Here is a 15079-nt window from a genome sequence, read left to right as displayed (position 1 = left end):
TCAACGTTGCCAAGAATATTGAGACCGGACAGGAGGCCATCAAGTTTTCTATTTACCCTTCAAATCAGCCAGAGAACCGCATAACCCATTTCGGCTTGGTGAGGTTTTGGTGGATTTTTTCAGTAGAGCATCTGCTGGCGCGCCATCGCTTCCTTGAAAAATATCAAGCGGACCCCGAAAGGCCGATCGTTTACGGCCAGAAAGCTTGCCACGCAGCCGCCCACGTAGCATCGGGATAGAAGGCAGCCAACAAAGCGGAGATGGACCCAACGATTACAGAGCACCACCCCCAGAGGGTGTAACTATCCTTCTTTAGTTCCCGCTCTTTAAGTTCCAGTTTTGCCGGGTCCGACTTTGCTTTACGTGTCTTTTTGTTGCTCCCACGAGGTGATTGCGCGTCTTGCAAGACCTTGTCATGATTCCTCTTGAACCAATAAAGGGATGAGGCACCAATCGCACCCAAGATACTGCCCAGGAGGATCATCCCGGCAGAATAAACGGTCCATGGATTCAATTCGCTCATTACAGTTTTTTCTCTATTCGTATTTGGACGTCTTTGATTCAGCGGTATGTGCTTCTCATTCTCAGCACGCCGTGCACCTCACTGCATGAACGCGATGACGATTTCCCGTTGGGTTTTGCCTTGCAGTGCCGCGTAGGCCTTGAACTCGTTGGCGAGTTCTTTGGGAACGTCGAAGTTCAGCCGTTTTTGCGGTGTTCCGTCTGCCGCCGGTTTTGCGCTCACCTGACTACCGCTTCCTTGGCCAGTTTGATGGCCAGGTCAATGTTGTTTGGGTTCAGGCCGGACCAGTGGAAGTCGTCGTCGACCACGACGACGGGGGCCTGGGAGTAGCCAAGTTCCTCTGTGACGTATTCCAGTGCCGCCGGCTGCTGGGTCTCGTTCACTTCGGTGAAATCCATGTGAGCCTCGGTGAATTTCTCCGCCGTCTTGCGGCATCCGAAGCATGCCGGTTTGGTGTAGATGGTGATCGACATTGCTCTGCCCTCCAGCTCTTTCGATGTACCATCACTCCACCCTCAAATGAGGGTCTAATGCTTTGCATTGATATTCCGTGGGTTTTTTCCGTTTTCCATGCCCAGTGAACGTCCGAGATTTGGTGCCTATTTTGGCCGTCAATGCCCGCTGTTGGACTCTGTTGCTGCCCAGGTTGGCCCGGTTCAGGAGGGTTGGCTTATGTGTGCCGGGTGCCGGCCGCGGCAGGTTATCGAGGCCCCCCGGGGCTTCGGTTGCCTTGCGTCGCCTATGTGCGGCGGTTAACCGAAGGATGGGACGTGGCAGCACGCTAGACGCGGTCCTGCTGCATCATGTCCCACACGTCTTGGCGCGCCGCGGGGAAATCGAACTCTCGGCCGGACAGCAGCGAAGTGACGTGTTCGAGAGGCCACTCGGTCAGCGTGCCGTAGCGAGCCGAGTAGATGCCCAACCGGTCGATGTTGTACTGGTTGGTGTAATCCAGCAGTGCGTAGCCCAGAAGCTGATAGACGTTATCCGGTTTCAGTACATCGGGGCGGAGCCCTGCCTTGTTCTTGGGAGCGAGGATGGTTTTGATGTCGAGCAGCAATCCTCCTGCTACAAGGTCACCTTCCGCGGCGATACGTTGGTTCGGGCCGGGTTTGGAGAGATCAAAGGTGGGGCCGAGGCTAAACGGACCGCTGAGTTTCGCCATGAGGCGTTCCTCTGTGAGCTCCTTCAATGCAACCAATTCCGCGACGGCTGCATCATCGGCTTGTTCAAGCATCATGTCCACGGTGAATTCGCCGCCATGCACCAGATCAGGGACGAGCGGGGCCCATGCCGCACCGGCCCGGTATGCACTGACGCAGAGCGCGAGGCCCCAGGCGGCCCGGGCGGCGAGATCACTGTCGGCCGACCGACCAACGATTGTCGCCAACTCGTTGACAACCTCGTGGTAATTCGTATTCAACGGAAAGAGGATGAGGGCCGACATCGGCGTCTCGTCAGGCTCGATGATCAGCCGGATGATCAGATCGAGAGCCGTGCCGACGTTGCTTGCGTTTGCTCCCATCGAGTCGATGGCGAGGTCGCCGGCACGGGCCTTGTATTCAGCCTGCAGTGGCTTCACATGGGGAAAGGTGCTGCGCAGGTACTGGCCAAGAGAGGTTTTGGGGTATTTGACGTCCTTGCTGAGGCGCCCTGTTGTGTTGTACATATTCAGACCATAACCGGGGGATGGTTCAACCCTGATGGATTGCCGGTAGCGTGACAGCAGGATGAAACATGTTTCTGGATTGGAGATCGTATGTTGACTCATTGGGCCAGTAATTTGAGCTTGGCTTTCCGTGAAGGTCCAGAGGCAGAAGTTGCGGCATCGGGTGGGGTAGATATTGGCACCCTTAGTGTCTTCATAGTCATAGCTATTGTGATCGTAGTGGTTTATATGACTAAGGCCGATAGCAAGGCAGCTAAGAAGCGTCAGGAAGAAGAGCAGGCGTTCTATATGAGGCAAGACGAACGGAATAGCCGCTCTAATGAGGCAGACGGTAATGATGGCAGGTAATCAGACCCTTCATCACCTGGACCATTGAGTGTTCTACCTCGGCCAGGGCGTCAAAGATCCCGAAGAGTAGCGTGCATTGAATTGGGGATCCATGTTCTGTGAAGTACTCGCACTGGAAGAGGTCGCCTCCGAGCTCAGGGGCAAGACCGAATTCGTCTCCCTGGACATCGAGACCACGGGATTGTCGCCCAAATCCGCACGCATCATCGAGATCGGCGCCGTACGATTCAATGGCTCCGGACGTATCAGCCAAAAACTGTCTAAGATCGTGTTCCCCGGATCCGGATACGTCCACTGGGGTGCACACATCCACGGCATCACCGAGGCAGAAGTCAGAAGAGCGCCACCCATCGCCGGCGTCCTGTCCGAACTCATCGCCTTCATCGGCAACCGAGTCGTGGTGGCCCACAACCTGTCCTTTGAAAATCGTTTCCTCACCGAAGAATTCATGGCAGCGGGCCTCTCCCCTGCCCCGTTTAGGGGTATCTGCACGTATCGCGCGGCGGCCCGCTTGGTCAAGGATGCACCCAACCACAAGCTCGCCACCCTCGCCGCCTATTTTGGCGTCAAACAAGAGACCGCCCACCGTGCCCTGGCCGATGCCGAGACCTGTGCCCAGGTGGCGGTCAAACTCGTTCGATCCGCCGAAGAACCCCAAGGCAAGAGCCCCCAGCCGGGCCCGGGCACCAAGCCGGCCCCCCAGCCGAGTCCGGGCACCAAGCTGGCCTCCCAGGCGGGTCCGGGCACCAAGCCGGTCCCCAAGCACCGCCACAAGTCCAAGTATCCGCAACCAAAGGGCCTCGACGGAGGGCCGTCGTGGAGTCCGAGCCGCGAACAGTTGGCGATCTACGATGCCTTCCACAGCGAGGGCGACATCAAGGTCCTGGCCGGCGCAGGAACCGGAAAGACCTCCACGCTCCAATATCTCGCCCAATCCACCACGGCCCCCATCACCTACCTGGCCTACAACCAGGCCATCGCCCGAGACGCACAGGGAAAATTCGGGCAGCACGTGGCCGCCTCAACCATCCATTCACTGGCCTTCCAAACCCTCAAGGCCCAGGCCCAGTCTCCCCTGCTTGATCGGCTCAACCTGGGTTTTGAACCTCCCCGGCTGATCGCCCAGCGCCTCGGGACCACGGACCGAAAACTGATCCAGGGGTTGGGCGGCGCGGACCTGTCCGCAGCATGCGGCCCCCAGGAACTTGCCCGGATGGCCATGGAAACCGTGGCCTACTTCTGCCAAAGCGACAGCACCCAAATTCTGCGCAAGCACGCCACCAAAAGCCTCGAACGCATGCCGGTTTCACTGCGCAAGGACGCCGGTCAGCTGGTGCTCCTCTTTGCCCAGGAATACTGGGACCAAGCGATCGATCCACGCAACCGCCACGTCCCCATTACCCATGACCACTACCTCAAGCTCTGGCTTCTCTCCAGGCCCAAGATCGGCAGCCCCGGGGGGATGCTTTTCGTCGACGAGGCCCAGGATCTCAGCCCCGCGGTGACGGGCTTCCTCAAGCGCCAGACCCACCTCAAGAAGGTCTTTGTCGGTGACTCCAACCAAGCGATCTATGGATTTGCGGGTGGAGCCGACGCACTGCCCTCCATCAAGACCCGGCACGAGCTGCCCCTCACAACGTCCTGGCGCTTCGGACCCGAGATAGCCGAAATAGCCAACAAGTGGCTCACCACATTGGGCGCCAAGCACTTCCTGCAGGGAAACCCTGGCCGCATCTCAACGCTCAAGAGTGCGTCACACCCGGCGGCACTCCTGACCCGTACCAACGAGGGTGCCCTCTACGAGCTCCTGGAGATGCAGAAGCGCGGTAACCAGGTAGCACTTCAAATGGATACGGCCCATGTTCTCGGTTTCATCAAGAGCGCAGAACACCTGAAGGCCGGACAATCGGCAACCCACCAATTTTTGCGGAACTTCTCCACCTGGACCGAGGTCCGTGAATTCACCCTCCGGGGACGAAGCGATTTGACCACGTGGGTTTCCCTGGTTGAAGGCCACGGAACAAGGTTCCTCGCCGAAGCCATCGCCAAGACCGTCCCCGTGTCCCCAGGCATCCCGGTGATTTCCACCGCACACAAGGCCAAGGGCCTCGATTGGGAGTCGGTGCAAATCTCCCAGGATTTTGAGGGGTCTGTGGAGATGGCAATGAAACGTGGGGGCGACAAAGCCGCGGCCGACGAAAGACGACTGGCATACGTGGCGGTGACACGTGCGCAGAGTTCCCTCGGGGCAGGGTCGCTGGAATCCCCTTAGCGCGGCGTATGGCGCTTCTTAGTTTATTTTTGTTCTAAGACGCCAGTACGTCGGGGCTAGTGGAACTCCCTGTCAATCGGCAGGGAGTAGCTGATGCGTTACTCCGGGGTCAGGTTTCGGCAGGCAGAGACTCGGCGTACTCTGTGGCGTTCTTGTGGTTGGTCAGCGTCTCGTATTCAATTTTGTCTCCGCGCGGACACTCTCTCCCGGCGCATCGCCCAGTCGGGGCCGGCCTTCATCCCCTCCCGGCATGGCCCGCCGGCGTTCACGCCGTGGCGCTGCTTGATCCTTTGGATTGGGAGCCGACCTCCTTGGTCTCGGGCCGGTTCGTGAACGGCGTACAGATCTCCTGGGCGTCGCCGGGGCGGAGGTCCGCACAAGGTAAGCAATCCCTGTGGGCGGCTGCCAACTGTACCGATCACGGATTCTGAAGACGGTCTTAAAGCGCGAACAGCATGTACTTTCGCTTCAGGACATGCTTTTCAGGATCAAGATGCTTCAGAGTATTTTGGGAGGATTCGTTAAGCAATATCCGCCACCTATCGAAAAAGTTTGGATATGAGTATGCAGGAGTCTGTTTCCAGGGCCATTACTACAGCGTCCAACGAGTGGCGCACGTCCCTGATTGACGTTGGTGGAAACAACCGACTTCTTTATTTCCGTCCGAATGCGTCGACGATACAGTTCGACGCAATGCCTGAATCGGCATCCGCCAAGCTCTATTCCGGCAAAACGGTTCGGCTCAATGAGCTCTTTGTGAATGCCGAATCTCTGCGAAAGGCGCAACGGGCCTGCACTGCGCTTGCCCGAAAGCAGCGCGAAGCCCAGGAAGAATTCGGGGTTCCCGTGGCATTCATGGCCGTGGGGACCGCCACATGGGATCCGACGGCAAGCGAAGCCATCATTGCTGCAGAAGCCGACCAAGCAGCAAATCCGGGAGAGGGAAACGCAAAGAAGCGAAACTACACGCTTCCCTCCGCCCCGGTGCTTCTGCGCGCGCTGGAACTTTCACGCAAGAGAGGTGCCCAAGACTCGTGGGAACTGCGTCTTGATGAAGACTTCTCACTGAATAGCGTGCTCGTACACGTCATGAATGCGGACCGCTTTCGCCTGGACGAAGAATCAATCCTTGACCTCGACAACGGATCCCCACAGAGTGCGAATGAAATGCTTAAGGCGATAGAAGCCGCGTGCAGGGATGTTGCTGATTTCAGAATCGAGTCCCATCACTATCTGGGCGCATTTACCTACCTGAAGCAGCCCATGGTCGCTGACATCGACAACCTTGAGGCTCTCGCATCGTCCGATCTCGTTTCAGCCCTGGCCGGAGATCCTGCTGCAGCTTCCCGTATCAGGGGCCAAAAGCTGGATCTTCGCGAGTCGGGACCTGATTACTCCCCGGTTGATGCCGAATTTCTTATTCTCGATGCCGACTCCAGCCAGAGCTATGTGATCAACGCTGCGGTTGGCGGCAGCAGCCTGGTAGTTCAGGGCCCCCCTGGAACAGGGAAAAGCCAAACAATCGCCAACACCATTGCATCGTTGGTGGCCGCAGACAAGAAAGTGCTCTTCGTAGCCCAGAAGCGGGCGGCCATTACCGCTGTCTTGGACAGGCTCAAGGGCGCGCACCTCGAGCATTTGGTGCTCGATCTATTTGCAGCTTCCTCGTCCCGACGCTTTGTCGCAGATGAGCTCCGAAATGTTCTGGAGTTGCAACAGAACACGGGTGTACCCGACGTGGCCGCCTTGGAATTCACTATGACGCAGTCTCGCGACCGTCTTGTGAGCCACAATGACGCACTTTCCAAGCCCACCCGAGGGTGGGGCGTTTCTGTTTCATGGTTGCGTTCGCAACTTCCCGGCATCCCGCCCGCTGCCAGGAGCCAGATCCGACTGCCAGCGACAACGTTCACCACATGGACAGCATCAAGCCTGACCGAATTTGAAGCGGCTCTCGATAATCTGTTGGAGCTCGGTGCCCTTGAACCGCAGTGGCACCTGTCACCGGGCTGGAATCCCCAGGCCGTGAACACCCGCGAGGCTGTTAGCAACGGAACCGATGTTGCTCGGGACATGTCCGCAACCGAAGTTCCCTCGCTTCTCGCGTCGCTGGCGAAAACCTGTGCGGACATGGGGGTTCCGTCCCCTTCCAAATGGCCCGAAATCGATGCCCTGGTTTCACGGATCGAAGAGCTGGCTGCTGTCCAGAATGCCGTTCCGGAAGCACTTTCCTTGGAACGCACCAGCGACGAACTTCACGGTCTGCTGTGTGCCACTGACAGGGCGTTCAAGAAGGCGTCCGCGCAACGATTTAGTTGGAAGGAACGACGCCAGTTCAACAAAAAAGCTGCAGCGTTGAACCCAGCCCTCGACCGTGCAGCGATTCACCAATGGATTATTCGGGCAGTCCACATTCGAGACACGTGGAACGGCCACGGCGTAGCTCAAGCAACACCTGACCATCTCCTTTTTGTGGACGCTGCAAAGTCGCTCCGGGGCAGGCTCGCCCGGCTTCAGGCAGCACTTCAGCACATCGATTTCGATGAGATGCTCCTCGCTGACCTGGCACCGTTCCTGCAGTCACTTGCAAATCACCCGGCGCGCATGAATTTCCCCCGCGCGTTCGATCTCGAAGCCCGGCTTTCACAGGCGGGGCTGGCGACTGTTGTCGGGAGCATCCGTGCCGACATGGCGCAACACGGACACCTGGGGGGCCGGCCCTCTGAGGTCCTGCGCTGGGTCGTGTACTCGTCGATTCTCGAAGATGCGGAAATGACCGACCCCGGGCTCGCTGGTGTCTCTGGCCGCGAGCTGGAGTCAGCGAGAAGAAAATTCATTCGCTCCGACATGGACCACATGGCTGCAAATTCTGCCCGCATTCGGCGCCTCGTCGCGGAGCGCCTAAAGACTGCCCTGGATCATCACCCAGAGGAACACGCCACACTCAAGACGGAACTGACGAAAAAAAGGAACTTTCGTTCCGTCCGAACGTTCTTTAGCGAGGCACCCACCGTCATCCGTGCAGCCAAGCCCGTATGGGCGATGAGCCCGCTGCAGGTTTCGAGGCTCCTGCCCGCTGAGCAGTGTTTTGATGTCGTGATTTTCGACGAGGCCAGCCAGATCAAGCCCTCCGACGCGATCCCTGCTCTGCTGCGCGCCAACCAGGCCATCGTTGCCGGTGACAGTCGGCAGCTTCCCCCCACCGAGTTCTTCAGCAAGGTTCTTGAAGACCTGCCGGAACTACCAAATGGAAACGGCCCAGATGAATCAGGCCCGGAGGAAGACGGCGCTCTGAATGCCGTTGAAGAACCGGCGCTCAAGCCCAGCAGGCCAACGGGTTCCCTTACGAAGGACGCCGAGAGCATCCTTTTCGCCATGGAGCGGCTCTTGGTGGGCCAGTCGAGGAGTCTTCTGTGGCACTATCGTTCCCGGGACGAAAGGCTGATCGCGGTTTCCAACGCGCACGTCTATAGCGGTTCGCTCACGACCTTTCCGGCTGCGGACGCACTTGATGCCCTCCGGCACGTTGCCGTCGAGCCCAGTGAGGGCATTGGCCAAACGACCAACAGTCCTGTTGCGGAAGTTGAAAAAGTCGTTCAGTTGGTCAAGGAGCACGTTCGAGAGCGTCCCACGGAATCACTGGGCGTGATCGCGTTCGGTATCAAACACCAAAACCGCATCGAGATGGCCCTCGATCGTGCCCGGGTTCAGGATCCTGAATTTGAAGCAGCCCTCTCTGGCTACGATGAGAGTTTCTTTGTCAAGAGCATTGAAAGGGTCCAGGGCGATGAAAGGGACGCCATTATTCTCACCGTGGGATACGGCAAAGGCATAGATGGAAAAATGCGGTACTTGTGGGGTCCGCTCCTTAAGGAAGGAGGAGAACGCCGGCTCAATGTGGCAATCAGCCGTGCCAGGCGCCGCATGACTCTCGTATCCAGCTTTACCCTGGACGACATCGCCGAGGACGCACATGCTTCTGCAGGTTTCAAACTCATGTACCGCTTCCTGCGCTTTGTCTCTTCCGGAGGCAAGGAACTCCATGGCGGACCGGATAACACCATGCCGCTGAATCCCTTCGAAATTGATGTCCGGGATCGGCTCACGGAGGCAGGCCTCCAGCTTGATGCCCAAGTAGGCGTGGGAGCCTATCGGATTGATTTTGCAGTTCGCCACCCTGATTTTCTCGGTCGGCACATTCTGGCTATCGAGGCAGATGGCGCTTCGTACCATTCGGGGCACGTTGCCCGTGAACGAGACCGCCTGCGACAGGATCTCCTGGAACGGCGAGGTTGGACTTTCCATCGCATCTGGAGTACCGACTGGTTCAATAATGCCGAAGCCGAGGTTCGAAAGGTCCAAGAGGCGGTAACGGCAGCCCTTGCCCATACACAACCTGACATAAAGGTTTCGATAAGCACCCCAGACCCATCGAACGTTGCTGAGAAAACCTGGAGGGTCATTGAGCAGTCGAGGACCAAGCCAAAACCACATTTCACACCCGGAAATCCGATACGAACCTATCCGTCCGGCGTGTTGCTAGACCTCGTGATGCATATCCGAAGCGACGGAAAAATCCGCAGTGCAGAAGATGAGCTTCTGGCAACAATGAAAGAACTCGGTTTCTCCTCCCGCGGCCGTAATATCGTCGCTGCCATCGAAGGAGCACAACGAAACGCCGACCTTCTGGAAAGCCGGCCATAGCCATTGCGCCTTACAGCCCCACCTGGCCCCTCCCTGAAACAATGCCGCCACCACTGTAAGTGGGCCATATGACAGGGTGCTTTCCTCCCGTCTCGGGCGAGCCACTACCCATTCAATAGTGGCACTTCCGTTGTTTCACCAGGGTGATATCTTGCCCTGTGCGCATCACGGCAAGAACCAACGGAGACGTGGCCTGCCCCTTGCATCGCCGTTCGCCCGTAAAAGATCGATCCCCCTGAGTAGGTTGTGGTCCAAGACAGTGGACCACAACCTACTCAGCTTTTTTGCTCAGAACGGTCACACGCTACTGCCGGCACCCCTCCTCACCGACGCTAGCAGTAGTAGAAGTCCCGTCCGCCAGGGTAGTAGCAGCGGTTCGGGGCCTTGCCGGAGGAATGCCCGCCGGATCCGCCGGAATCGGGGGCCGGACCCCACGCCACGACAGCCGTATGGCTGGTGCGCGAAGTGCTCGAATAGTGGGCACGTTTCGCGGCGACCTTCACGGTCATGTCGCTCCCCTCGTCGGCGGCACGCAGCTTGTAGGCCTTTTTGGTGGCCCCCTTGATGGCCTTGCCGTCGCGATACCACTGGTAGGAGTAGGACGTCGCCTGTGGCGAGGCAATTCCGGGCTTGGCGGTCAGCGTATAGCCAACCTTCTTCGTGCCACTGATCTTCGGCCTGCCCACTGACTTGAACGCCGTGCCGGCCGCCGTCCGCGCGGCGGTCGTGGCCGACCCCGTCCCGAAACCGTGACGCTTGGCGGACACCTTCGCCGTGATCTTCCGGCCGATATCCGTGGTGGTGATTTTGTACTTGGGCTTCGTCGCGCCCTTGATTGCCTTGCCACCGCGATACCACTGGTAGGCGTACGACGTCGGGGTGATGTTCCAGGACCCCTTCGTCGCCGTGACCGTTGACCCCCGGCGGATGGTCCCGCTGATCTTCGGCTTGCCCACCGGCTTGATCGCCGCACTGGACACCGTCCGCGCGGCAGTGGTGGCGGATCCCGTCTTGTATCCATACCGCTTGGCGGTCACCTTCGCCGTGATCTTCCGGCCGACATCCGTGCCGGTCAGCTTGTAGGTGGGTTTCGTGGCACCCTTAATCGCCTTGCCGCTGCGGTACCACTGGTAGGAATACGACGTCGGGGCAAAGTTCCACGACCCCTTCGTCACTGCGACTGCCAACCCCGCGCTGGCGGTCCCGCTGATGGTCGGCTTGCCCTTGGCCAACAGGCTGCCGCCGGAAACCGTCGTCGTCTCCCCTGCCCAGGTTGAGATATTGGTGTAGCCGTGCGCGAACGCCTCCATCGTCACGTACATCCGCTTGCCGGCATCGGCATGGGTCAAGGTGTATGACCTGCTGGTGGCGCCCTTGATCGGTTGCCCGTTGCGGTGCCACTGGAAATGGTCCAGATGGACCCCGGCTACATTGAATTTGCCATCCTTTACGGTGAGCTTCGCCCCGGTGCGCAGGGCCCCCGTGATTGTGGATTCAGACTTGGCCACTAGGTCCGCGGGGCTGACTCCGAACGTCTGGTAAATTCTCTCCACAGGCCATGCACCTTGCTTGGTGAAAACGGCACGCAGGGAGAATTCCTGGTCGTAGTGCTCCAAGCCGAGTCGCAACCGCGACGCGGTGGAAATCAGCTGCCCGTCCCCGACGCGGGTCCAGTAATAGTCGACATGGACGCCCGGACTGATGTGGCCGTCTATCTCCACGGTTCCACCGACAACGCTGCTTCCACCCACCGATGCATAACCTGGTGCTACGGGGTAAGCCGCGCAAGGCTTGACCTCCTTCTTGGTGCCCGCAGCGCGAGTCGTCACCGCACCGGTGTTGGAGAACAACGGCTGCGCAATGACTTCCACCCACAAACGGTGTCCCAGATCGACACCCTGGACCCAATATTCGTCTGTTCTGGCCCCGGCAATCGGGGTGTCATCGCGGTACCACTGGTAGACGAGTTGCGGTGCGGCCGTCGGCTCCCACTGCCAGTAGTCCCCGAGTTCTCCGGCGGTTACTGGCTGGTCCGGGCAGAAGAAACCTTTCGGATCCGGGTTTCCCTTGAACCGCATCTGGCTGCCGTCATCGGCTTCCACTGCGGCCGGAACCGCCGTTACAGCAATGGGAGCCGCTGCCGCGGGAGCGCCCAGGCCCATTCCCAGGCCCAGGACGAGGGCAGTGGCGGATATAGCCGCAAGTACGGTCTTGGCCCAGCGTGGGCGTACTTCTATCAAGTTTGGTTCCCCCAAGGATTGGGGACGGATCAACCGTCCCACGTGGTCTTTTCGGCCAGTCTACTGCGCGTCCGGGTCGAATTTGTGCCTTCGGACATGAGCATGCTCGGCAAGTCCACAAGGCGCCAAGATTTTAGATTCCATGGCCGGGGACACCAGTATGCCAGGGACCCCCACGACCACCGTCGGCATCGTCCTGTACGCCCACCACAACACCACGGCTACCACGGGTACGACGACGGATCGATGCTACGCCACAATTCCGTGCCATCGCCCGCGATCTGCAGACCACCAGATAAGTTTGGTCCATGCCGCAGAGAAAAATTGCCATTGAGTTTAGCGACGAGAATGTCACCGATGCCCGAGCACTGGCGCGAGCCATGCAATTTGTCTTCGAGGCCAGCCGCGTCGGAGACGGAACCGTCTACGTGGAAGGGTTCGCGATGAATCCGAAAGACGGTTGGCAACACGGGGACCACCGCATCGACATCGTGAAAAATCCGTAGAAAACTCACGTTGGATCTGGAGTGAAATGGGCATCAGCGAACGAAATATTCCCCTCCAATCGCCGATAACAGCACATATGAAATCGACAATATCGGCATCGTGATTCCTTCCTTTCCTGTCAACCCTGCTGAAGCGACGACAGCCGAGGAGCACTTACCGGTGCTCCCGCCTACCGAGGCTACGCGCGGTGACCTTACCGATGATGCTCGAGTTCTGATCGGACGGCTGGTAGTGGCGGGATCCCTCCCCGCTCCACGTTGTGTCCGTTTGCGCCACGTTGTGGGCCGATGTGTGGTTGCCGGGAAACGGCTCCCCTTCGGTCACAGTCATCGACGGCGGCCCACCAACGAAGGCGTTAGCGAGGGCTGCACTGCACCCTGTGGATCGGGGTCGACAGTATCGATGCGCCCATACCGGCCGGTCCGCCTGCAATGTGGATCTTCAAAAATAGCGGGCACGCTCGCATACTGGGTTGACAAGACCGTTTGCGTCACGGGCGGCCGAAATGCTGGACACGTCAACGCAGGAGTCCATCATGCGGTGAAAGCCCATCGGCGAGATCGAGGAAGAGAACAAGCACAGCGGATTGCACAAGTCCCTCGGACGCTGGCAACTGACCGCAATCGGTGTCGGCGGCATCATCGGCGTCGGCATCTTCTCCCTGGCAGGCCTGGTGGCCCACGGCAGCGGCACCGAACCCGGCGTCGGGCCCGCCGTCCTGATCTCCTTCCTGATCGCCGGGCTGGCATCCGCGGCCGCGGCCCTGTCCTAAGCGGAGTTCGCCGGCATGATCCCCCGCGCCGGCTCCGCCTACACCTACGGATATGTGGCCCTCGGGGAAATCATCGGCTGGTTCATCGGCTGGGACCTGATCCTGGAATACATTGCCATCGTGGCCGTGGTGGCCATCGGCATCTCCGGCTACTTCTCCGCCTTCCTCGCAGGCATCGGCCTCAACATGCCCGACTGGGCAGCCTCCACCGCCGATGAGGGACGCGGCGGCATCGTCAACTTCCCCGCCATCGCCGTCTGCGTCCTGGTCACCTGGATCCTCTCCCGCGGCTTCAAGGCCTTCGGACGCTTCGAACTGGTGGCCGTCGCGATCAAGGTCGTGTTGATCTTGTTCATCATCGGACTGGACATCTTCTACATCGACACCGGGAACTACAGCCCGTGCATGCCTTCCGGATTCGGCCCCGTGATGGCCGGAGCCGCGACCGTGTTCTTCGCGGTCTTCGGCTACGACGCCATGAGCACCGCGGCAGAGGAATCCACCGACGACAAGAAGCACATGCCCAAGGCCATCATCTTCTCCTTGGTCATCGCCATGCTGCTCTACGTGGCCGCCACCCTGGTGCTGACCGGAATGCAGAACTACTGGGACATCGACCCGACCGCCGGCTTCGCCTCCGCGTTCAACGGCGTGGGGCTCGGAGTCATTGCCACGATCATCTCCGTGTTCGCGGTCCTGTCCATCCTCACCGTGATGCTCACCTTCCTGCTGGGTGTCACCCGCGTCTGGTTCTCCATGAGCCGCGACGGGCTGCTCCCGGGCTGGTTCTCCAAGACCGACCGCCACGGAACTCCCCAAAGGGTCACCTGGATCGCCGGCATCGCCTCCGCACTGCTGGCGGGAGTCTTCCCGATCAAGGCCGTCGCCGACCTGACCAACATCGGCATCCTGGCCGCTTTCGTGGTGGTCTGCCTGTCGGTGATCATCTTCCGCTACAAGAGGCCCGAAGCCCCGCGGACCTTCCGGCTCCCCTTCATGCCCGTGGTCCCCGCCTTCGGCATGTTGGCCTCCGGGTTCCTGATGCTGCAGCTGCACTGGGAAACCTGGCTCCGCTTCGTCGTCTGGCTGGTGATCGGCCTGACCATCTACTTCACCTACGGACGCAAGCACTCGCTCATGAACCCGGACAGCCCCCGGCACGACGAGCGCGTGGTGCTGCCGCACTCGGAATCTTGATCCTTGGCCTGGTGAACTAAGTCTTCGGTAAACGAAGGATCTGTGGCTTCGATGCGTCCTCTAGTTATGAAATCCTGCAGGGTAAGAGTGGACGCTCCCCGACGTGGGAAACTGAGGTGCAGGTAGTTTGCGCATCATCTCGTTCAGTTTTTGAACTCTTTCAGGACGTGAATACCTGTAGTTAGCGTTGAAGGCATTGACATGATGCTGGAGATCTGCCCGTTGGAGATACAGCCGATAGAGCTGGCCTTCGTCGCCACCGTGACGAATTCTTGCCTTAAGGCTACGTATCTCCGACAGGAGAGAATTATATTGCCTTAGCTGCTCGTCATAATATGGGCTGTAATCATCTGCTACCGAATTTTGGCGCTCAGCCGGCGGTTGGCTCAACGTTTTCGGTTGCAGTTTGTTCTTCAGATCTTCAAGGCCCTTGAATGACTCCTGATCTATGTTTAAGATAGTCCACCCCCATTGGTATGAAGCGGTCAGCTCGATGTCTAGTAGCCTCACCGCATGCGTCCAGCATCTGTCCGGGCTCATGTGAAATCAATAGTCGATTGGCACGCGTATTGACATGGACACGGCCTATTCGAAAGGGTTGGCCAGCAAAGCACCCCGACCAATGCGCTTGTAATCCAGTGTGAGAGCCCCCATCATCGACAGGCCAGCATATGGCACTCCCGGGTTCTGGCAGGAAACGGGTAATGGTGCATTGAGGCCCACCCAGTGAAACGTACGTTTGTTGGCTAGCGTCACACCGGAAAGGATGCGATGCCGTCTGCGGAAGCCACTGCGCCTAAACATGTTGAGCGCAAACAAATTCCCCGGCATTCTGTGTAAGGAACTA

General features: G+C 59.0%; 10 protein-coding genes and 1 pseudogene. 5 read left to right on the top strand and 6 right to left on the bottom strand.

Annotated elements, in window-relative coordinates:
* Positions 1 to 190: 190 nt before the first annotated feature.
* The 4 genes from FPY90_RS20415 to FPY90_RS20400 all read right to left on the bottom strand — a co-directional run bounded on the left by FPY90_RS20415 (position 191) and on the right by FPY90_RS20400 (position 2294).
* Complete coding sequence (locus tag FPY90_RS20415) at positions 191 to 523, bottom strand: hypothetical protein (RefSeq protein WP_498683048.1); 333 nt, start codon at positions 521 to 523, stop codon at positions 191 to 193.
* Between the two features lie 78 nt (positions 524 to 601).
* A complete protein-coding gene (locus FPY90_RS20410; RefSeq protein ID WP_498683046.1) occupies positions 602 to 745 on the bottom strand; it encodes a hypothetical protein in 144 nt (47 codons plus the stop codon).
* Positions 742 to 996 carry a glutaredoxin family protein gene (locus FPY90_RS20405; RefSeq protein ID WP_498683044.1) on the bottom strand — a complete coding sequence of 85 codons (255 nt, stop codon included), beginning with the start codon at positions 994 to 996 and terminating at the stop codon, positions 742 to 744. Before FPY90_RS20405 ends, FPY90_RS20410 begins: the two co-directional genes overlap by 4 nt.
* A 308-nt stretch (positions 997 to 1304) precedes the next feature.
* Positions 1305 to 2294 carry a hypothetical protein gene (locus FPY90_RS20400; RefSeq protein ID WP_498683043.1) on the bottom strand — a complete coding sequence of 330 codons (990 nt, stop codon included), beginning with the start codon at positions 2292 to 2294 and terminating at the stop codon, positions 1305 to 1307.
* Positions 2295 to 2312: 18 nt separating this feature from the next.
* On the opposite strand from FPY90_RS20400, the gene FPY90_RS20395 reads away from it, so the two are divergent.
* The 3 genes from FPY90_RS20395 (at position 2313) to FPY90_RS20385 (ending at position 9516) form a co-directional block, all read left to right on the top strand.
* Positions 2313 to 2540 (top strand): hypothetical protein, encoded by a 228-nt coding sequence (locus FPY90_RS20395; protein WP_498683041.1) that lies wholly within the window; start codon positions 2313 to 2315, stop codon positions 2538 to 2540.
* 91 nt (positions 2541 to 2631) lie between these two features.
* Complete coding sequence (locus FPY90_RS20390) at positions 2632 to 4812, top strand: exonuclease domain-containing protein (RefSeq protein ID WP_498683039.1); 2181 nt, start codon at positions 2632 to 2634, stop codon at positions 4810 to 4812.
* Between the two features lie 558 nt (positions 4813 to 5370).
* Positions 5371 to 9516: a PDDEXK-like endonuclease domain-containing protein gene (locus FPY90_RS20385; protein WP_498683037.1), complete on the top strand. Its 4146-nt coding sequence runs from the start codon at positions 5371 to 5373 to the stop codon at positions 9514 to 9516.
* Between the two features lie 332 nt (positions 9517 to 9848).
* On the opposite strand, the gene FPY90_RS20380 is transcribed toward FPY90_RS20385, so the two are convergent.
* The gene (locus FPY90_RS20380) at positions 9849 to 11618 is read right to left on the bottom strand and encodes a hypothetical protein (RefSeq protein WP_498683036.1); all 1770 of its coding nucleotides are present in this window, start codon (positions 11616 to 11618) and stop codon (positions 9849 to 9851) included.
* Between the two features lie 446 nt (positions 11619 to 12064).
* Between FPY90_RS20380 and FPY90_RS20375 the strand changes: the two genes are divergently transcribed.
* A complete protein-coding gene (locus FPY90_RS20375; RefSeq protein ID WP_007270310.1) occupies positions 12065 to 12262 on the top strand; it encodes a hypothetical protein in 198 nt (65 codons plus the stop codon).
* Positions 12263 to 12813: 551 nt separating this feature from the next.
* Positions 12814 to 14232 (top strand): annotated as a pseudogene (locus tag FPY90_RS20370) (amino acid permease).
* Positions 14233 to 14292: 60 nt separating this feature from the next.
* Here the strand turns inward: FPY90_RS20370 and FPY90_RS20365 are convergent.
* Positions 14293 to 14772, bottom strand: coding sequence for a hypothetical protein (locus FPY90_RS20365; RefSeq protein WP_498683035.1), 480 nt, complete (start codon positions 14770 to 14772; stop codon positions 14293 to 14295).
* Positions 14773 to 15079: the final 307 nt, after the last annotated feature.

Source organism: Arthrobacter sp. C2, assembly GCA_024207135.1.
Lineage (GTDB): Bacteria > Actinomycetota > Actinomycetes > Actinomycetales > Micrococcaceae > Paeniglutamicibacter.
This window is presented reverse-complemented; position numbering and strand designations above follow the sequence as displayed.